Genomic DNA, 18,817 nt, shown 5'->3' on the forward strand with positions numbered 1-18,817 from the left:
CGTTACCGTACGGTGGTCACGCGAAGGATCTCCGCCGCCGACGTCATGCCCGACAGGCATTTGGCAAGACCGTCCTCGATCATCGTCGTCATGCCGTTGCGGATGGCGACCTTGTCGATAGATTCCCAGTCAGACTGCTCCTCGACCAGCGCACGGACCTCTTCGTTCATCTCCAGCACCTCGAACACCCCGATACGGCCGCGATAGCCGACGCCGCCGCAACGCTCGCAGCCGGCCGGTTCGAAGATGACGTTGCCGACGGAAAGACCCACCGCCGTGTAGCGCGGATCGGCCTCGACGTCGGCATGGGTTAGCGGCCGGCTGGTCTTGCAGCGGTCGCAGAGCTGGCGCACCAGGCGTTGCGCGATCACAGCGCGCAACGTCGAGCGCAGCAGGAACGCCTCGACACCGAGATCGAGCAGACGCGGGACAGCGGCTGCCGCGGTCTCGGTGTGCAGCGTGGTCAGCACCAAATGGCCGGTGAGCGCGGCGTGGATGGCGACATGGGCCGTCTCGGAGTCACGGACCTCGCCGACCATGATAACATCAGGGTCCTGGCGCACGAAGGAGCGCAGCGCGGTCGCAAAGGTCAGGCCTATCGACGGCTTGGCTTGGGACTGCGAGATGCCGGGGATCTCATATTCGACGGGATCCTCAATGGTCAGGATCTTCCGGGTCGGCTCGTTGAGCAGCGACAGCACGGTCGCGAGCGTTGTTGTTTTGCCGCTGCCGGTCGGACCGGTGACGATGATCATGCCGTGCGGCAAGGCGAGCATGCGACGCAATTTAGCCTGATCGCTCGCGAGGAAGCCGAGCTTGTCGATCGACAGCAGCGCGCGGTCGCGTGGCAGCAGGCGGATCACAGCGGACTCGCCATGCTGCGTCGGCATGATCGCGACGCGCACGTCGATCTCCGACCGCGCAGCGCGCACCCGCGCGCCGCCGTCCTGCGGTAGACGGCGCTCGGCAATGTTGAGCCCCGCCAGGATCTTGATGCGGGAGATCACCGCGGCCGGCGGCACCCCACTCGGCGTCGCTACGTTACGCAACAGACCGTCGACGCGCATGCGTACAGTGAGCTGCGAGCGACCGGGCTCGATGTGGATGTCGCTGGCGCGCAGCTCCACGGCCGTCTCGAACAGGTCGTTGACGGCGCGGACGACGGGAGCTCCGCTGGCGAGGTCGCGCAGATTGTCAATGTCGTCGTCCTGCACCGCGGCACTGACGGCGTTGTCGGCGCTGGCGATCTCCTCCTCGCCGAGCCGCTGGTCGAGAACGGTGCCGATGTCCTCGAACGAGGCCACTTTAATTATGGGTGCCGTGCCCAGCACGATCCCCGCCGCCTGGATCGACGCGCGGTCGGTCGGGTCGGCCAGCACGAGCACCGGCGAGCCACCGGCCGGATGGCACGGAAACACTGCCATCTCGCGCAGGAACCGGCGTGAGAACTGTGCCACCCGGGATTCCGCCGCCATCATTTCCTGAAGCGTCATCCGCGGCAGCTCGAAAAACAGCGCGACCTCGTCGGCAAACTCGCTGGCCGACAATTCGCTCATTTCCCACAACTTGCGCAAGCCGCCCTCGGCGGGACCGGACCCGTTCAGCCTGCCGAGCTTGTCCGCGTCCGCCTTCAGGCCGGCCTTCTGGCTGAAACGAGCTGCGAACTCGTGCGCATTCGGGGAAGCCATGAACGTGTACCGGAAAACTCTGACAGCCGCCTAAAGCAGCGAGCGCGCCGTTTACCTTACTTGTCCGGATGGAAATGTGACGCCGCGACGGTCCGCCCTCGCGGCCTCGACACGTTACAGCCAGACGACGATCAAGGACGTTGATATTCCAGCGCGATTTGCCTCGCCCCGCAGTGAAGTAACATTTTTGATCACACGCATTCACGTCAATAGCAACATTGATAACACATGACTGTCACAGGAGAGCGTTAAGCAAACGCCATTCGGCCCGACCCGCCACGAGCGGCGGCAACGGGCGGCGCGTGAGTGAGGTCGACAGTGAGCCGAACAGCATTCCGGATCGGCTTGGTCCTCCAGTGCGCGCTGATCTGCGTGTCGCTCGGATCGTGCAACACGGTAGGCAACATCGCCGAGGCCGACGCCAACAAGGACCCGGACGTCTTCGACAAGGTCCGCTCGATCGACCTGTTGCCGCGCTTCCCGAACCAGTTGCCGCAACGGCAGCTCAGCACCGGCCCCAAGGCCAAGACCGCAATCTACGCCGCCGACCCCGGCGACGATACGCCGACTGCCGTATCGGCGCAGGCGGCCACGACGAGCGCGGACCGGTTCGAGCTGAATTTCGATAATTCGCCCATTGCCTCTGTCGCCAAGATCGTGCTCGGCGACATTCTGGGCGTCGGCTACGTCATCGACCCGCGCGTCCAGGGCAATATCAGCCTGTCGTCGGGCCGGCCGATCCCCAAGACGGACGTCGCATTCGCGCTCGAGAACGCGCTTCGCCTGGTCGGCGTTGCGCTGGTGCGCGACGACACCGGTTACCGGTTGATGCCGCAGTCCGACGCGGTTGGGGTCGGCTCGGCGGACGCGGCAGACCGCATGACGCCCGGCTACGGTATCACCTTCGTGCCGCTTCAATATGTCTCCGCACAGACGGTCATCAAGCTCGTCGACAGCTTTGCCACAAAGCAAGGCATGATCCGCGCCGACACCAGCCGAAATCTCATCCTGATCCAGGGCACCGGAAGCGAGCGACGTAACGCGGTCGACCTCGTGCTGTCCTTCGACGCGGACTTCCTGAAGGGACAGTCCGTCGGCATCTTTCCGGTGCAGAACAGCAATCCGGGACCGATCATTGCCGAGCTCGACAAGATCGTGGACTCCGGCGAAGGCGGCATGACGCAGGGCGTCATCAAGTTCCAGTCGATCGCCCGCATGAACGCCGTGCTCGCGGTGACGCGGAAGCCGGAATTGCTGAGCCGCGTCGAGACCTGGATTCACCGCCTGGACACCACCAATACCGGACGATCGGCGGTCCACGTCTATCGCGTGAAATTCGGCGATGCCAAGCAGATCGCGCGGGTGCTGAACGACGTGTTCGGCGGCAGCGGCTCATCCAGCTCCTCGTCCTCCCCGTTGGATAGTGCGGCTGGACAGGTCGCGCCGGGCTCCGGCATGTCGGCGAGCTCGAGCGGCGGCTCCGCGCTCAATCGTCTGTCGGCTTCCCCCACCGGTCAATCCGGCTCCGGAGGTTTTGGATCGAGCGGTCGAAGCGGCGGCGGCAGCGCGACCACGGCAGACGCGTCGTCCAGCAATCAGGGCAGCTATGGCTCGAACTCCACCGCCCAGGGCGGCGGTGGGCTGTTCGACAACTCCGCCTCGGGCCAGGGCGGCGGACGATCCGGCCCCGGCGGCGCCGGCGTTCTCGATGGCGTGCGCATCACCGCGGACAGCGTCAACAACACGCTGCTGATCTATGCGAGCCAGGAACAGTATCGCACCATCGAACAGACGATCAAGGAAGTCGATCAGCCGCAGCTTCAGGTCGCGATCGATGCCACGATCGCCGAGGTAACGCTGACGGACGACCTGCAATACGGCGTCCAGTCCTACATCATGAGCCGCGATCTCGGGCTCAAGCCCGACACCGGTTCGGTCGGCTATAACGGCGCATCCGCGGTCATCGCAGCGGCGGCCGATGTCGCGCTCCAGCGCGCCATCCCCGGCTTCAACTTCCTCGTCGGCAGCGCCTCCACGCCGCGGGCCGTGCTCAACGCATTGCATTCGATCACCGACGTCAAGGTGCTGTCGAATCCCTCCGTCGTCGTGATCGACAACCAGATCGCCACGCTCCAGGTCGGCGACGAGATCCCGATCCAGACCGGAAGCGCGACCGTGCTGACCGGCAGCAACACCATCGCCAACACCACCGACTATCGCAGCACCGGCATCATCCTGCGCGTGGTGCCGCGGATCAACGCCAACGGCAACGTCAGGCTCGACGTCGAGCAGGAGATCTCCAATCCCGTGGCGGCCTCGACGTCGTCGACCTCCTCCTCGACCTCGACCAACACGCTGACCCCGACCGTGTCGACCCGCAAGGTGCGCAGCTCGGTTGCGGTCGCCAGCGGCCAGACCGTGCTGCTGGCCGGCCTGATCAGCGACAGCCAGACCAAATCCCGCGCGGGCATCCCGGGCCTCGACCAGATTCCCGTGATCGGCGAAGCCGTGTTCGGGCAGACCGACAAGCAGGTCAAACGCACCGAACTGATCATCTTCATCCGCCCGCAGATCATCCGCGACGGTGCGGATGCACATTTCGTCGCCGAGGAGCTGCGCACCAAGCTGCGCGGGACGATCAGCGCGATCGGACCGAAGCAGACCGGCCCGACCACCTACCGCTGAGCGCTGGACCAGATGACCAAGTCAGCCAGACTTCTCGTCCTCGCGACTGTTCTGGGCCTCACCGTTTCCGGCCCTGCTCGCGCGGATGCGCTCGGCGCCGGGAGCGCGGCATTCTCCCGCAACAACTACAACACCGCCGCACGCCTGTTGTTGCCGCTGGCCGAGCGCGGCAATGCCCGCGCCCAGGCCTTGATCGGCTTCATGTATGCGACCGGCCAAGGACTTCCCCAGGCCTATGAAGCCGCAGGCTATTGGTACCGGCTCGCAGCCGAACAGGGCGATACCACCGCGCAATATCTGCTCGGCCTCGCCTACGACAAGGGCCAGGGTGTCCCGCAGGACGACGTGGCCGCCTACAAATGGCTCAACCTCGCCGCAGCGAACGCGCCGAAGCGTACGCGCGAAAATTTCGCCAAGCTGCGCAATGCGGTAGCCTCGAAAATGAGCCGCGGCCAGATCGCAGCCGGCCAATGGCACGCGCTGCGATGGCCCGAGGACTCGCCGTTCTGAGACTTCGCGAGCGCGACCATGTCGCAGCCGCGGAGGGGCCTGAGGGGTTTACCTCGCATGTGCGTTCGTATAGATAACATTTAAATAACATAATTGAGCGGTAGTAACGTTAGTAAGCACCATGCCGACTCCGTCCGGATGAGGCGGCCTAATCTCCGAGTCAGAGAATGTCCGAGCCAAATCAAGCGAAGATCCAGTCGAAGGCCGTGACCCGGCGCATGATCGTCGCCGCGGCGGCCACAATCGCGAGCGTCGGAAGCGCGCACGCTTATCGTCACACCAATTGTTTTCTGAAGGGCACGCGGATCTCGACCGCAACCGGCGAGCGCAAAATCGAGGATCTCCGCATCGGCGAGATGATCCCGACCGTGTTCGGCGGCCTGCGTCCCATCGAATGGATCGGACGCATGCGGCGGACAAGGAGCGACCGGCGCAAGCCCTGGGTGGACGATGCGCGTCCCGTCCGGATCGCGCGCTCGGCGCTGGCTCCGAACGTCCCCTCTGCCGACCTGTTCGTCACGCGCGGGCATGCCCTCTTCATCGACGGCGTGCTGATTCCGGCCGAACATTTGATCAACGGCACCACGATCTCCCCCGACGCGGCCGACCAGCATGACGAGCTGGAATTCTATCATGTGAAGCTTGCTAGCCACGACGTGATCTATGCGGAAGGCGCGCCTTGCGAATCTCTGCTGCGCGTCGACGAAACGATGAGCAATTCGTCGCTTTATCTGCGCAAGCACGGAGAAACGCAGGACGAGCACTGCGCACCGATCGTTGGCAATGGCCTGCGGTCCCAAATCGTAGCTGAGGTCAAAGGCCTGCTCTCGCCGTCGCAGGCGGAACGGCAACTGGACCTCGTCCGCAGCCGACTTAATGCCCGGGCAGACGCTCTCGTCGACTAGCAGCCGCGTGGTGCGCTAAGCTGGGGACAATCCTGTGGATAGCCTGTGGACGGATCGCACCAAAGCGCGGCCAGGCGACCCAGATCTGGCGCAGGATCGGCTTGCGTTCGCCACATCGCTCATAAGGTGGTGGCAGTTCCGATGATCGTACTGCGCAGCCATCGGTGGGCGGGGACATCGTCAAAGCGCCGATGCCAGCTCATCGTGCTGTGCAGAGCCGGCGCTTCGAACGGCAGCTCCCTGATCTCGATCGGATAGGCGCGGCGGAACTCGATCGCCAGCTTCCGTCCGAGAATGGCGACCAGGTTTGACTGCACCAGAACCGCCCCTGCGGAGAGATAGGGCACTTCCGAGGCGACAAAGCGGGCGCCCTTCCGCGCCTTCAAGAACGCATCCACAAACTCCAAATTCTCCCCGCTCGAGCTGATCCCCAGATGCCGCAGCTCGGCAAGCGAGGCCGCCGTCAACCTCTTTCGTAGAGCGGGATGGCCGCTCCGGAGCACCGCCACGAAACGATCCTCGATGAGCTGTTGCGAGGCGAACCGCTCTCCATCGATGGCCCGGCCCGACACCGCAAGATCGAGCTCGCCGCGGTCCAGTCGATCCGTGAGATTCAGGGTCCCGCTGGGCACGAGTGACAGTCGCACAGCCGGTGCTTGCGCGCGCACCGCGGCCAGGATCGGCCCCACCGCGACCACGGCTGCATAATTATTCACCGCAATCGTGAAGCGCCGGTCCGCCGTCGAGGGGTCGAAGGTGTCACCTTCGACCGCGAGTTGCAGCTCGTTGAGCGCCTTGCGAACGGGAAGCGCGAGCTGCTCGGCTCTCGGGGTCGGGCTCATTCCCGCGGGTGTGCGGATGAACAGCTTGTCTTTCAATGCATGACGCAGCCGGTTGAGCGCGTGACTGACGGCCGGCTGGCTGATGGCGAGGCTGTCGGCGGCGCGCACCACGCTACGCTCGCGCAGCACCGCGTCGAACACCAGGAGCAGATTGAGATCGAGGTTGCGGAGTCTCATGGGCTTCGATTCTTGGGCTTCGATTCTCGGGCTCGATTCTTGGGCTCGATTCTTGGGCTTCGATGCACAGTATGAATTGGGGAATTATGTCAATTCATTTGAATAATAGACCCGCCACGTCCAACTTCAAGTCATGCCAGTACACTCGCCATACGGAACCGCCACGCAGCCGGAGCGCACCGCCGCAAAGGTCGTTGTCGCCATCGTTGCCGGGTCAGATGCCCTGCTGGTCGCCACGCCCGAGATGCTGCGTCGCTGGCGCCGGCTGACGCCGCTCGCTGTATGGTCCGCCGTTTCCGTCGGCCGTGGCAGTTCCGAAGAGGTTTTGCGCAGCCTCGCCACGCAGATCGCTCGGCAGAACGTCGATCCGCACCGGCTGATCCTGCTCGCAGAGGGCAACACGGCGCGCGCCGCGCTCGAACTCGTGCTGCAAGGGGCCATCGACTGTGCCGGCCTGCTTGCGATTGCTGCTTCCCGCGCGCCGCTGCCGTTTCCTATCCTGCCTACCGCCGCCGCCATTCGGCTCGTCGTACGGCATCAGGATCGCCCGGACGCGCCGGCCGATCTCATCACCGCGCTAAGTGCCAGCTATGTCGACACGCGGATCATCGGGTTCGATGCGCTTGCGGCGAACGACCTGCGTGCTGCGGCGAGCGCAGCCGAAACCTTCGTCCTGGAGCTGGTCGCAAATGCCAGCCGCCAAAACCGCCATCATGGAGCGTGAAGCGATGCTATCCAGAAAGACCTTTCTTCTCGTTGGCACGGCTCTCCTGATCGGAGCCGGAGCCGGCGCGTATGTCCTGCACGGCGTCGCACCGAGCCATGCGGCCAAGCCCACCACCGCAGCCGCGGCTGTTCCGCCCGTTCCGGTGACGGCCGCGCATGCGCACAAGGGCGACGTGCCCATCGTGCTCGAAGGGCTCGGCACCGTGACGCCGATCAACACCGCGACCATCCACACCCAGGTCCAGGGCACGCTCGACAGCGTCGATTTCGTCGAGGGGCAGGAGGTGAAACGCGGCGACGTGCTGGCGAAAATCGATCCGCGCGTATTCGAGGCGCAGGTCGACCAGGCGGAGGCCGCCCTCGCCCGTGATCAGGCCGGCTTGAAGAACGCGCAAGTCAACCTCGCGCGGACGCAGCCGCTTGCCGCGCGCGGATTCGCGACCCAGCAATTGCTCGATACCCAGGATTCCCAGGTGGCGCAGGACCAAGGCACGGTCGCGCTCGACAAGGCGGCGCTGGAAGCTGCGCAAACCCAATTGAGCTACACCACGATCACCGCGCCCTTCGACGGGATCACCGGCATCCGCCGCATCGATCCCGGCAATATCGTGCATCCGACCGACGCGACCGGACTGGTGATCCTCACGCAGCTCAAGCCGATCTCGATCATCTTCACTTTGCCCTCGACCGACATTCCCGAGGTGCAGAAAGCGATCGCATACGGCGTGGCGTCCGTCGACGCCTATGACGCGGCCAACACCCGCAAGCTCGACCATGGCAATTTGATGCTGATCGACAATCAGGTGGACGCATCGACCGGCACGGTGCGGCTGAAGGCGTCCTTTCCGAATGAAGGGAAAAACCTCTGGCCGGGATCGTTCGTCAACATCCACCTCACCGTCGCGATCCGCCATGACGCAGTCACCGTGCCGCTGACGGCGGTTCAGCAGGGACCAAGCGGCCCTTACGTCTACGTCGTCGACGCGAACCATGTCGTGAGCGCGCGCGACGTCAAGGCCGGCCAGTCCCGCGAAGACAAGGTGCTGATCGACCAGGGCCTGTCGGGCGACGAAACCGTTGTCACCGCCGGTCAGTACCGGCTGAATCCCGGGACATCGGTCGAGGTCGTCCCCAACGATCGCAAGGACATGGTTCAGAACGCCACCACCGCAAGCGCAGGCATGCTGCCATGAGCATCTCCCAAGGAATCTCCCAAGGCTTCATTCGCAAACCCGTCGCCACGGCCTTCCTCGCGATCGGCATCACGCTGATCGGCCTGGTCGCCTTCTTCCGCTTGCCCGTTTCGGCCCTGCCGACGGTGGACACACCGACAATTCAGGTCACCGCGCAGCTGCCCGGCGCCGATCCGCAGACCATGGGCTCGTCGGTGGCCACGCCATTGGAGCGTCAGTTCGGGCAGATCGCGGGCCTGACCGCCATGACCTCGTCGAGCGGCTTCGGCAACACCGAGATCACCCTGCAATTCGCGCTGAACCGCGGCACCGATGCAGCCGCGCAGGACGTGCAGGCCGCGATCAATGCGGCGGCCGGGCAATTGCCAAAAACCATGCCGTCGCCGCCGATCTTCCGGAAGGTCAATCCGGCCGATGTACCGGTGCTCCTGATCGCACTGACGTCGGACACCGAACCGCTCACCAAGGTCGACGACTATGCCGACAGCATCCTTGCGCAAAAGCTGTCGCAGGTGCCGGGCGTGTCATTGGTCACGATCGGCGGCATGCAAAAACCCTCGATCCGCGTTCAGGTCAATCCGGCAAAGCTCGCCGCGGCCGGCATCGATCTCGAGCAATTGCGCGCGACGCTCGGCAACGTCACCGTCAACCAGCCCAAGGGCGTACTCTACGGCAATCAACAGGCTTACACGCTCGCGACCAATGACCAGGTGCTGACCGCCAAGGGCTATGAAGATCTGATCGTGGCCTATCGGAACGGCGCGCCGGTGCGGCTACGCGACATCGGCCATGCCGAAGTCGCCGCGGAGGATTTGACGCTGCACGGCTGGTACAACGACAAGCCGTCGGTGGTCCTCGCCATTCAGCGCCAGCCTGGCGCCAACGTGATCAGCACGGTGGACGCCATCAAGAAGCTGCTGCCGCAGCTGGTCGCGGGTCTGCCCTCCGATGTCAAGGTCACGATCGCATCGGACCGGACGCAGACGATCCGCGCCAGTGTCGCCGACGTGCAGTTCACGCTGCTCCTCACCATCGCACTCGTGGTCGGCGTCATTTTCCTGTTCCTGCGCAATTTCTGGGCGACCGTCATTCCCGCCATTTCAGTGCCGATCTCGCTGATCGGCACGTTCGGCGTGATGTATCTCCTGAACTACAGCCTCGACAATCTCTCGCTGATGGGGCTTTCGATCGCGGTCGGCTTCGTCGTGGACGATGCCATCGTCATGATCGAGAACATCTCGCGGCACATCGAAGAAGGATTGTCGCCGCTAGAGGCCGCGCTGAAGGGCGCCGGTGAGATCTCGTTCACCATCATATCGATTTCGGTGTCGCTGGTTGCGGTGTTCATTCCCCTGCTCCTGATGGGCGGCGTGATCGGACGGATGTTCCAGGAGTTCGCGGTCACCGTGTGCGTTGCGATTGCCGTCTCCGTCATCGTCTCGGTAACGCTGACACCGATGATGTGCGCTTACCTGCTCTCCGACCACGGCACGGGTCCTGGCCTGGTATCGCGGACGCTGGAGCGCGGATTCGTGGCGATCCAGCGCGGCTACGAGGCTGTTCTGTCCGTTGCGTTGCGCTTCAAGCTCGCGACGCTGGCGGTCATGCTTGCGAGCATTGTGGCAACGGGCGTGCTGTTCGTAGGCATTCCCAAAGGATTCTTTCCCCAGCAGGACACCGGCATGATCACCGGCATCACGGAAGCTTCGGCCGACGTCTCACCGACGCAGATGGCGGAGCTGCAACGGGGCGTGATCGACGTGATCGCAAAGGACCCTTCGGTCGCCAACGCCACGGGCTATATCGGCCCGGGAGGACCTACGGTGACCGAGAATAACGGCCGTCTGTTCGTGCTGTTGAAGCCGCGGAACGAGCGCCAGTATAGCGCCGACGAGGTGATCCGGCAGCTCGATACCAAGCTCGCCAAGCTCCAGGGGATCGCCGTGTTCATGCAGGCGACGCAGGACATCAATCTCGCCAGCCGCCTGTCCAAGACCCAGTACCAGTTCACGCTTACGGATGTGAACCAGGACGAGCTGAACAGCTGGGCCGGAAAGCTGTTCGAGAAGCTGAAAAAGCGACCGGAGCTCGCCGACGTCGCCAGCGACCAGGCCAATGCCGCGCGTCAACTCAAGCTCAAGATCGACCGCGATGCGGCCTCCCGCCTCGGCATCGACCCGGCTGCGGTGGACAACACGCTGTACGACGCGTTCGGCCAGCGTCACGTCGCCCAGCTCTTCACCACGCTGAACACCTACTACGTGATTCTCGAGGTCGATCCGTCGTTCCAGACCGGCCCCTACGCGCTGAATCGCATTTACGTCCGCTCGTCGAACGGATCGATGGTGCCGCTCGGTCAGTTCACGACCCTCGAATATGGCTCGGCGGCACTGGCGGTGAACCATCAGAACCAGTTTCCGTCGGTCACGCTGAGCTTCAACCTGTCGCCCGGCACGGCCGTCGGCACGGCGGTCGCCGCCGTACAACAGGAGGCGGCCGCGCTGCACATGCCTTCGACCATTGCGACGAGCTTCCAGGGCAACGCCCAGGCCTTCCAGTCTGCCCTCGCCTCCACGCCCGTCCTGATCCTGGCAGCGATTGTCGCAGTCTATCTGATCCTCGGCATGCTCTATGAAAGCATGATCCATCCGATCACGATCCTGTCGACGCTGCCGTCGGCCGGGCTCGGTGCGCTCATGGCGCTCTGGACGTTCGGCCTCGGGCTCGACGTCATCGGGCTGATCGGGATCATTCTCCTGATCGGCCTCGTGCAAAAGAACGGCATCATGCTGATCGATTTCGCCCTTCAAGCCGAGCGCCATCGGGGGCTTTCGGCCGAACAGTCCGCGCTCGAGGCCTGCAAGGCCAGATTCCGTCCGATCCTGATGACCACCATGTGCGCGATGCTCGGCGGCGTTCCGCTGATGATCGGCACGGGGACCGGATCGGAATTGCGGCAACCGCTTGGCTTCGCGATCGTCGGCGGCCTGATCGTTTCGCAGCTATTGACGCTGTTCACGACGCCTGTGGTCTACATCTACCTCCAGAACGTCAGCGACTGGTTCGCACGTAAACGCGCGACACATCGCTCTCCCCTTCCCGCCGTCAAACCGGAGCTTGCAGGATGAGCACCGCACCGTCAGTCGACAGCAGCATCGTTCCGGAGTTTTCGGCCACCTTCTGGATCAACTGGTTTCTCGCGGCCATGGCGGGCGAGGTCGCTGGTCGTGCACTCAGTCATATCTACCTTCACCGTTCGGGAAGAGTCATCGCCGCACTGATGCTGTGCTTCCTTGCGATGTCGATCCTGCAAGGAACGATTCGGCGGCTTCCGCGGACAATCTTCTGGTCCGCCGCATTCCTGCTTAGCCTGTTGGGTGCAGTGCTGGCAAAGACGACCGACATCTCGATGGGAGGCGGCGACATCGGCGCGATTCCGCTTATCGCCATCCTGCTGACCTTCTCGTTCGTGATCTGCTATCGCCTCACGGGAAACCTGCCAGGCCCGACGGACCGCTCCAATGTTCGCGGCTTCTTCTGGATCACGGCACTGCTGGCCCAAACCGCCGCCAGCGCATGCGCGGACTGGATCATCGACCCCGGCGGTCCGTCGGAGCGTCTGGCGATCGCAGCGATTGCGCTTGGCATCGCAGCGACGATCGGAGTCTATTCATGGACGCGCATGCCGCGCCCGGTATTGTTCTGGTCCGCGTTCGTTCTGTTAGGGACCGTCGCCGCGCTCGGAGGACACACCGTGCTGACATCAATTGCCTGATTCCTCAAAACTCCGCGTGCGCGCGCGCCGAAAATACTGAAACCGGTCCGCGGTCGGCATTGTAGGCGGGGTTAGCGATGAACTGATAATCGAACGTCAGAGTGCTCCATTTGCTGAGGTTATAGGCATAGTATGCCTCGAGGATCTTCTCATCGCGGTAGTTCAATCGGCCGTCTCCGATCAGCAGACCGTTGCCGCCTGCTGCCAGGAAATCACGATGCGCGGTGGAAAGTCCATTGATCGCACCTCCAATCCCGATTGTGTCGCTCGGGCGCCCCCAAGACACACCCTTGATTGAGACACCGCCAGACAGGCTGCGATCGATGTCGGTGAAGGACAGGATCTCGTTCTGGCCATCGTTCCAGCTTACGCGGGCGAAGATGCCGATATCCGTGTTAATCGCCTGCTCCATGTTGGCGTAGAAGCCATATTTCGGCAGGGTATGACGGATACCCGCCGCCGTGGCATTGATGTCGAGCGAAGGATCGGATGCCACAATGGTCAGCGCCTCGCGATAGCTCGCGGTGTTGCCCTGGTTTCCAAAGACACCTAACCGGAGCTTGCCGGGTTGATCTGAGATCGCGTAGCGCTCTTCCAGTTCAACGACCGCGCCTCCGCCCTTCGAGGTTAGAACGTCGCTGTTGGGTGCTGAGGGAACCTGGAACACACCAGCCCGTAGCGCCCAATCCTTGCGATTGAGTTCGATAACCGCGCCGCGCGTGATTCCCGGCAGATCAGCCGGAAAGTCATAGGCGCCAGATGACCAGATCGCCCAGTTCATGAAATCCGCTCGCGGATCCTTCGCGTACGAATTGCCGTCGAAAAAGTCGCCGATGGCAAATCGCCCGACCGTCAGCGTGACGCGGTCGATGTCCCGTTTGCCTGCGAGTTGTAGCGGGCCGTCCGCAACCTCTTCCTGCTCGCCGCCGAGGCCGAATGTCTGGCGGATGAAATAGCGCTGCGGGCGGAATTTTGGAAATTCCGTGCCGCCCTTTTGTGCTTCTCCGTTCGAAAAGCCTGCCAGTCCGAGCGTCGTGTTAAAGCCGAATCCCTGCGCCAGTTCAGGATTGAAGTAGAGCTCGCCGCCATTCCACAACCGCCATCCGAGAAACGCGTCCGCTGTTAAAGTCTCTCGCCCCTGGCCGCCTCCGGGAAGGCTGTTGGTGCCCTCGTAGGGCGAGCGGATGCGCGGATAGGCTTGCTGAATGAACGTGGTTTGCCCGTGAACATTCCAGTCAGGCGATTCCGGGACTTGCATCCCGTCGATGAGCGACGTGGCGGACGAAGCCAAGGACGGCGTGTCTCCGAGCTTGTAGTTCAGCCCGACCTTGATGGCGTGAATCCTGGGATCGACATTGAGATCCGGAAGCATTGCATCGCCGAGACCATACGTCCGGCGCGCCAACTCGATATAGTCGTATTCGATCTTTGTGGTCCAATTGCCGCCAACGGCCATTTCAACGCCAATGCCGGCCGTCCAGCCGGCGTGTGGAAGCAACCTTGACGATAACCGGCTGCCGTCATCCGCGTTGATATTGACCCGGGTGTGGCCCCACGCCAATCCGCCGGTGACATAAGGAAGCAACGTTCCGAATGCGTAGCCGATCCGCCCCCGCGCCGTCGCTGTGTATTCCAGGGTCGTATTGAACGGTGCGGAATCAAGCTTCGGAAGATCGACGGGACCGGTGAACCATACATCCGACTCCACGCCGAGCACTGCGCGATTTGGCAATTGAAGATTATAGCCTGCCTGAAACCCGCCGATCATGCCCGTGAGGCTGTGGGGAAAGAATACGGCTTGTTCTGGAACAGGATTGGTGCCTGGACCGAGACTACCTCCGCCGTAGCCGACCTGCCCTCCGACATAAAAGCCGCTCCAATCGTAGAGCCCGGCGGGAACCGACGCCTTGATCGGCATGCTCGCCGGCAGATCGGCCGCGGCCGCCAAAGAACAAGTCGCAAGAACAGCCGATGTAGTGCTTCCAATTATGCTAACCCGCTTCATCACGTTCCCCATTACGCTGATCGCTTATGTTGGTGACTGCTATTCAATGATTGGTCCGACGCTCCAGCTCGCGGCTGAAACGGTTGCTTCAAGACTGAGACGGCCAACCACTTGCTCGAGAACGGTGTCGCTCTTCGAAGGTGCCGAGAGCTGGGCAATGACTTCGACGCGGCCGCTCTCATCGAGGTCGGTGCTGTCGAGCCGCCGCAGGCTGAGCTGACCATTGCTGGTGCTTTGCAACAGCAATGCGCGGACATGCGCCTCTTCCGGACTCCGGCAGACGACGCGGACGCGATAGTGAAAGTCGGTTTCGGCCTGCGTGATCGGCTGCCGGTTGATAAGCCGGACTAACGGCCGCAACAGCAGGTTGACGAGAATTACAAAACTGGTCGCCAGCGCCGCATGCAGCGAATGCCCGGCGCCCGCGAGCATTCCCACCGCCGCCGAGCACCACAAGGTAGCCGCAGTGTTGAGGCCAGTGACATGAAGCCCCTCGCGAAAGATGATTCCCGCGCCCAGGAAGCCGATCCCGGAAACAACCTGTGCCGCCACCCGCGTGGGACTGCCTTCATCGGGAAACAAACCGGCGAAGATCACAAAGCTCGCGGCGCCGATTGCGACCAGCGTGTTGGTCCGCAGGCCCGCCATTCGTTGGCGCCATTGGCGTTCGAACCCGATGCTCGCGCCCAGCAGCGTCGCCGCTGCGAGGCCGATAGACGCATGATCAATCGATGCGTTCACAGTGAAAATCCTTCTCGACTTCTGGCCGCTTTCGCCAGTGGCGGCCCAGAGCCAGCAATGCCCCAGCCCGTTCCAGCATCCGCGTTGCTGACAACGCGATCCGAAGATCGCTGCGTGAGATCCTGCGCTGCCGGTGCAGCATCATCGCGTAGTGCAAGATACTGCTTGCCAACCGGAATAATCCGATCGCCCCCCATCGTCGCGCACCTTCGACGGCGGCCCTGATCACGCCCCACCCGTCGCGAGTTGGAAGATGCGAAAGAGAACGAGACCGCCGGCGATGACGAGATAGCCGCGCAACACGATCATCCAGATACGCGATGCAAGCGAAAGCCGGGCGGCCGGCAGCTGGTCCAGAGGCGGCATGCGCCATGAGTCATTGGCGACGCTTACGTCCGAAGATTTCGACCAGATGTTTCCAGCCTCCGGTCTCCTCAAGCGACGCTGCGCAAACGAGGCCCCAAGAGCGGTCACAATCCCGACGGCACTGCCCCCGATCAGGATGCTCAAGATCACCGTGTCGGAAATGCCGGGAAACAGCACCGATCCGGTGAGAATAACCGAGAGCATCACCAGCACTGCAACGACGCCGCCGGTGAAGAGATTCAGCTTACGTGAATTGACCCATGGACCGAGCACCGCCTTGTCGTTGCAAAGCAGCAGCAGGAACACCGTGGCGCCCGGCAGAAGTACGCCGGCAAGTGTCTGGACGGCGCTGGTCAGTAGCCCAAGCTGGACGTCGGGCGTGAGGACGAGCACGGCAGCGAGAACGATGAGGCCGCAATAGATGGCATAGAATCCCTTCGCCTCGGTCGGCTTGCGGTGCAGGGAATGCCGCCACGAGAATACATCGCCGAGAGCATAGGCGGTGGACAGCGAGACCGCGGATGCACCGATGATGCAGGCATCGAGCAGCGCCAGCGCGAAGAAAACCGCGGGAGCCTTCCCGAAATACTTCTCCATACCGGCCGATACTGCGCCCGCATCGACGAAATTCCCGAATTCGGGGTGGCCGGCGAACGTCTGAGCCGTGAACGCCATGATCGCCATTGCGCCCGCGATCACGATCGCGATTCCGATCATGAGATCGACACGCTCATACCTGATGAAACGCGGCGTGATCCTTTTGTCGACGACATAGCTCTGTTGAAAGAAGAGTTGCCAGGGCGCCACGGTGGTGCCGACGATCGCGATGATCAGCAGCATCACCTCATTCAACGCCGCCCCTTGCGGCATCTTCGGCACCATCATGTCCTGGATCATCTGACCCGCCGGCGGGTGGATGAAAAGCAACACCGGAAAGATCAGGAAGCTTCCCAGCACAAGCATCAGAGCGAATCGCTCAAAGCGGCGGAAGTTGCCGGTGCTCGCCGCGAACATGACGAGCGCCGCGGCGGCCACGACACCCCACAGCTTCGGCACTCCGAGATAGTCGAGCGCCAGCGTGATGCCGATGAATTCCGTGACAATCGTCAGGGCGTTGAGGATAAACAGATCAATGACGCTGAACGCCCCCCAAAATCTGCCGAAGCGCTCAAAGATGAGCCGAGCATGGCCAACGCCAGTGACCGCGCCGAGGCGCAGCACCATCTCCTGATTGACGTAAAGAACCGGGATCAGCAACACCAGCGTCCACAGCAGCGTCGTGCCGTAGTTCTGGCCGGCTTGCGTATAGGTACCGAAAGCGCCAGCGTCATTGTCGCCGACCATGACGATGAGGCCAGGTCCCAGAATGGCGAGCAGGGTCTGCAGCCGCGCTCTCAAGTTCGATCTCGGCGCGAAGTCGTCTTCCGCAATGCTGCCTAGGGCGCCGTGGATGTCGCCGAGATGGGCGCTGTCCAATACGGCGGCATGGATCGTTTGTGTGCTTGTTGCATAATCGGCCGCTTGCGCATTCGCTTCGTTCACGACGGTCATGGTCTATACCTGCTGAGTTTTGGCTGCTGGCTTGTCGTTCTGGATCGGGCGACGTCGATCGTCGCGGCTTGCTTTGGGGAGCTGTTCGGCAATGCCGAGCGCGTCGGCGCGGGAGCGCATCTCGATCCACACATCCGCCGGATCGATGCCGGCGCGATGCTACAGCGCAACGAGGTGGTAGACCGGCTGCAGGCCTGGTGCCGCAATGCCGGAAACTGAATCCGGCACCACCGAGCTCTCCGTCTCACGCGGAGACGATGCGGAGGCTTGCGCGCGCAAGGTGCGGCTCTGGCGCAGGCTGCCACGGCGACGTCGTGTATCGCCCTGGCGAGATCCGTCGCCCTGCAAATCGGGAGATTTCAGATCAGAAAGTTTAGCGGCGTTGGTCATCGTCTGCCTCCGATAGTCACCTCGATGCCGGCAATCCACGGCACGAGGTGAGCGGAGGAGCTAGACGCCCACGCCACCTCGACCGGATTGGATCACGGCCTTGCGAAACTCAGTGTGATTGTTCCCCGAAGGGACTCCCGTCGCGGCACCGGACCGGTGGGCGGCGGGACAACTAGGTCCTTCGTCCATGTTTGGTCCTTTGCTTATCCGGCCAGTGTCTGGGCGCGGCCACGCGGTGGCATCGACGGCTGGCCGGACACGCGGCCTGCCGTGCGGTGTTCGTATTCGACGACATCGCCGAGCGGCGCATCGTCGTTGGGTTCGGCCAGCCAGCGGCATTCCAGTCGGCCATTGAGATCGAACCAATGACAGGCGAGCGCCGGGGATGGAGACCGACGCTTGCCCGTTGCCGCCGGACGGCGAAAGCCCGGCAGGTTGTCATTGGAATGCATGTCCCTGGAAAACACGCCCACGGAGAACATGTTTTTGGAAAACGCGGCTTCGCCCGGCCCCAGCGCGGTGCGCCATGGCTGAACAAGCCGGAATCTAGCGATTCTTGTGAACATCGCTCACCTCCACGTCCGCTTTGCGCGGCAGGCCAGTGAGCAGCAGACGGTCAGCTAAGCGCGACCAACAACCCTCACGCGGCCACAGCCGTCGCGATTGATCCTGATGTCTTGCGGCACCGCGAGCCCGATCATCGTCGCCGGGTTGGCGTTGCCAAAGGTGGTACTGCCCATGTGTTGTTCGAGAATGCTCGTCGTTAGGGTTGAAGCCTTGTCTTGAACATCTGTTCCAGACAACGATTGGCACCTACGCCTGACCTTTCATGGTGTCAAGCGATTTTCCGTATCCTGCCGGGAGGATGGCTGATATCCTCCCCGGAGGATAGGAGGATTTCATGGACCACCCGCATGCTGCGATTGCCCGACGCCTGAAACGTGCCAATGGCCACCTCGAAACAATCATTGAAATGATCGAAGAAGGCCGGCCTTGCGCTCAAATCGCTCAACAACTGCAGGCCGTGGAGAAGGCCATTGAAAGCGCCAAAAAAGCATTGATACACGATCACGTGAGCCACAACCTGGAGCGATCGTTCAATGCGTCCGGCTCGAAAGTTCAGGCTGCGCTCAGGGACTTCAAGTTGATCGCGAAATATCTGTAGCGCGCTATGACGCGGATCGCCCGGGCAGGCGTTGCAAGCAACTTGCAAAGAGCTCGCGCCAGTCTCAACTAAGAGGCATTCGCAGATGACGCTTCCAG

16 protein-coding genes are annotated in these 18,817 nt (G+C 62.8%); 9 read left to right on the top strand and 7 right to left on the bottom strand.

The annotated features are described in order from the left end of the window. Positions 1-2: 2 nt before the first annotated feature. Positions 3-1,688 carry a GspE/PulE family protein gene (locus tag ACLFLU_RS25735; RefSeq protein WP_426407612.1) on the bottom strand — a complete coding sequence of 562 codons (1,686 nt, stop codon included), beginning with the start codon at positions 1,686-1,688 and terminating at the stop codon, positions 3-5. A gap of 318 nt (positions 1,689-2,006) precedes the next feature. Between ACLFLU_RS25735 and gspD the strand changes: the two genes are divergently transcribed. The 3 genes from gspD (at position 2,007) to ACLFLU_RS25750 (ending at position 5,788) form a co-directional block, all read left to right on the top strand. Next, positions 2,007-4,373 (top strand): type II secretion system secretin GspD, encoded by a 2,367-nt coding sequence (gene gspD / locus ACLFLU_RS25740; protein WP_426407613.1) that lies wholly within the window; start codon positions 2,007-2,009, stop codon positions 4,371-4,373. Between the two features lie 12 nt (positions 4,374-4,385). Then, on the top strand, positions 4,386-4,883 hold the full coding sequence (locus tag ACLFLU_RS25745; protein WP_426407614.1) for a tetratricopeptide repeat protein: 498 nt from the start codon (positions 4,386-4,388) through the stop codon (positions 4,881-4,883). A gap of 218 nt (positions 4,884-5,101) precedes the next feature. Further along, entirely contained in the window at positions 5,102-5,788 is a 687-nt protein-coding gene (locus ACLFLU_RS25750) for a Hint domain-containing protein (protein ID WP_426407615.1), read from the top strand. A 119-nt stretch (positions 5,789-5,907) separates the two neighbouring features. Here the strand turns inward: ACLFLU_RS25750 and ACLFLU_RS25755 are convergent, their stop codons facing one another. After that, positions 5,908-6,771, bottom strand: a complete 864-nt coding sequence (locus ACLFLU_RS25755) for a LysR family transcriptional regulator (protein ID WP_426407616.1) — start codon at positions 6,769-6,771, stop codon at positions 5,908-5,910. 280 nt (positions 6,772-7,051) lie between these two features. Between ACLFLU_RS25755 and ACLFLU_RS25760 the strand changes: the two genes are divergently transcribed. From ACLFLU_RS25760 to ACLFLU_RS25775, 4 genes are read left to right on the top strand one after another with little or no spacing between them, the layout of a single operon-like run. Further along, positions 7,052-7,531: a hypothetical protein gene (locus tag ACLFLU_RS25760; RefSeq protein ID WP_426407617.1), complete on the top strand. Its 480-nt coding sequence runs from the start codon at positions 7,052-7,054 to the stop codon at positions 7,529-7,531. Continuing rightward, the gene (locus ACLFLU_RS25765) at positions 7,497-8,726 is read left to right on the top strand and encodes an efflux RND transporter periplasmic adaptor subunit (RefSeq protein ID WP_426407618.1); all 1,230 of its coding nucleotides are present in this window, start codon (positions 7,497-7,499) and stop codon (positions 8,724-8,726) included. The genes ACLFLU_RS25760 and ACLFLU_RS25765 overlap by 35 nt, the downstream gene beginning before the upstream one ends. Beyond that, positions 8,723-11,854 carry an efflux RND transporter permease subunit gene (locus ACLFLU_RS25770; protein ID WP_426407619.1) on the top strand — a complete coding sequence of 1,044 codons (3,132 nt, stop codon included), beginning with the start codon at positions 8,723-8,725 and terminating at the stop codon, positions 11,852-11,854. Before ACLFLU_RS25765 ends, ACLFLU_RS25770 begins: the two co-directional genes overlap by 4 nt. Further along, positions 11,851-12,501: a hypothetical protein gene (locus ACLFLU_RS25775; RefSeq protein ID WP_426407620.1), complete on the top strand. Its 651-nt coding sequence runs from the start codon at positions 11,851-11,853 to the stop codon at positions 12,499-12,501. Before ACLFLU_RS25770 ends, ACLFLU_RS25775 begins: the two co-directional genes overlap by 4 nt. 4 nt (positions 12,502-12,505) lie before the next feature. Here ACLFLU_RS25775 and ACLFLU_RS25780 read toward each other — a convergent pair whose 3' ends face one another. Genes ACLFLU_RS25780 through ACLFLU_RS25795 form a run of 4 tightly spaced genes read right to left on the bottom strand, consistent with a single transcriptional unit; the run spans position 12,506 to position 17,164 of the window. Next, positions 12,506-14,506 (bottom strand): carbohydrate porin, encoded by a 2,001-nt coding sequence (locus ACLFLU_RS25780; RefSeq protein ID WP_426407621.1) that lies wholly within the window; start codon positions 14,504-14,506, stop codon positions 12,506-12,508. Between the two features lie 39 nt (positions 14,507-14,545). Next, positions 14,546-15,247 carry an MgtC/SapB family protein gene (locus ACLFLU_RS25785; RefSeq protein WP_426407622.1) on the bottom strand — a complete coding sequence of 234 codons (702 nt, stop codon included), beginning with the start codon at positions 15,245-15,247 and terminating at the stop codon, positions 14,546-14,548. Further along, entirely contained in the window at positions 15,231-15,419 is a 189-nt protein-coding gene (locus tag ACLFLU_RS25790; protein ID WP_426407623.1) for a hypothetical protein, read from the bottom strand. Before ACLFLU_RS25790 ends, ACLFLU_RS25785 begins: the two co-directional genes overlap by 17 nt. Positions 15,420-15,472: 53 nt before the next feature. Next, entirely contained in the window at positions 15,473-17,164 is a 1,692-nt protein-coding gene (locus tag ACLFLU_RS25795; RefSeq protein ID WP_426407624.1) for an NRAMP family divalent metal transporter, read from the bottom strand. Between ACLFLU_RS25795 and ACLFLU_RS25800 the strand changes: the two genes are divergently transcribed. Next, positions 17,075-17,383, top strand: a complete 309-nt coding sequence (locus ACLFLU_RS25800; protein WP_426414229.1) for a hypothetical protein — start codon at positions 17,075-17,077, stop codon at positions 17,381-17,383. The two genes, ACLFLU_RS25795 and ACLFLU_RS25800, sit on opposite strands and share 90 nt — an antisense overlap. Positions 17,384-17,757: 374 nt before the next feature. Here ACLFLU_RS25800 and ACLFLU_RS25805 read toward each other — a convergent pair whose 3' ends face one another. Beyond that, on the bottom strand, positions 17,758-18,120 hold the full coding sequence (locus ACLFLU_RS25805; protein ID WP_426407625.1) for a hypothetical protein: 363 nt from the start codon (positions 18,118-18,120) through the stop codon (positions 17,758-17,760). 335 nt (positions 18,121-18,455) lie between these two features. On the opposite strand from ACLFLU_RS25805, the gene ACLFLU_RS25810 reads away from it, so the two are divergent. Continuing rightward, the gene (locus ACLFLU_RS25810; protein WP_426407626.1) at positions 18,456-18,719 is read left to right on the top strand and encodes a metal-sensing transcriptional repressor; all 264 of its coding nucleotides are present in this window, start codon (positions 18,456-18,458) and stop codon (positions 18,717-18,719) included. Positions 18,720-18,817: the final 98 nt, after the last annotated feature.

Origin of the sequence: Bradyrhizobium ganzhouense, from assembly GCF_049949285.1 — a bacterium.
GTDB classification, from domain to species: domain Bacteria; phylum Pseudomonadota; class Alphaproteobacteria; order Rhizobiales; family Xanthobacteraceae; genus Bradyrhizobium; species Bradyrhizobium ganzhouense.

What these genes read in the sequence shown, in the direction of transcription:
- ACLFLU_RS25805 (WP_426407625.1), bottom strand. Translation starts at nt 18,120, where the DNA reads ATGTTCACAAGAATCGCTAGATTCCGGCTTGTTCAGCCATGGCGCACC.
- ACLFLU_RS25735 (WP_426407612.1), bottom strand. Translation starts at nt 1,688, where the DNA reads ATGGCTTCCCCGAATGCGCACGAGTTCGCAGCTCGTTTCAGCCAGAAG.
- ACLFLU_RS25760 (WP_426407617.1), top strand. Translation starts at nt 7,052, where the DNA reads ATGCTGCGTCGCTGGCGCCGGCTGACGCCGCTCGCTGTATGGTCCGCC.
- ACLFLU_RS25810 (WP_426407626.1), top strand. Translation starts at nt 18,456, where the DNA reads ATGGACCACCCGCATGCTGCGATTGCCCGACGCCTGAAACGTGCCAAT.
- ACLFLU_RS25765 (WP_426407618.1), top strand. Translation starts at nt 7,497, where the DNA reads ATGCCAGCCGCCAAAACCGCCATCATGGAGCGTGAAGCGATGCTATCC.
- ACLFLU_RS25775 (WP_426407620.1), top strand. Translation starts at nt 11,851, where the DNA reads ATGAGCACCGCACCGTCAGTCGACAGCAGCATCGTTCCGGAGTTTTCG.
- ACLFLU_RS25770 (WP_426407619.1), top strand. Translation starts at nt 8,723, where the DNA reads ATGAGCATCTCCCAAGGAATCTCCCAAGGCTTCATTCGCAAACCCGTC.
- ACLFLU_RS25745 (WP_426407614.1), top strand. Translation starts at nt 4,386, where the DNA reads ATGACCAAGTCAGCCAGACTTCTCGTCCTCGCGACTGTTCTGGGCCTC.
- ACLFLU_RS25795 (WP_426407624.1), bottom strand. Translation starts at nt 17,164, where the DNA reads ATGACCGTCGTGAACGAAGCGAATGCGCAAGCGGCCGATTATGCAACA.
- ACLFLU_RS25750 (WP_426407615.1), top strand. Translation starts at nt 5,102, where the DNA reads ATGATCGTCGCCGCGGCGGCCACAATCGCGAGCGTCGGAAGCGCGCAC.
- ACLFLU_RS25800 (WP_426414229.1), top strand. Translation starts at nt 17,075, where the DNA reads ATGGGCGCTGTCCAATACGGCGGCATGGATCGTTTGTGTGCTTGTTGC.
- ACLFLU_RS25780 (WP_426407621.1), bottom strand. Translation starts at nt 14,506, where the DNA reads ATGAAGCGGGTTAGCATAATTGGAAGCACTACATCGGCTGTTCTTGCG.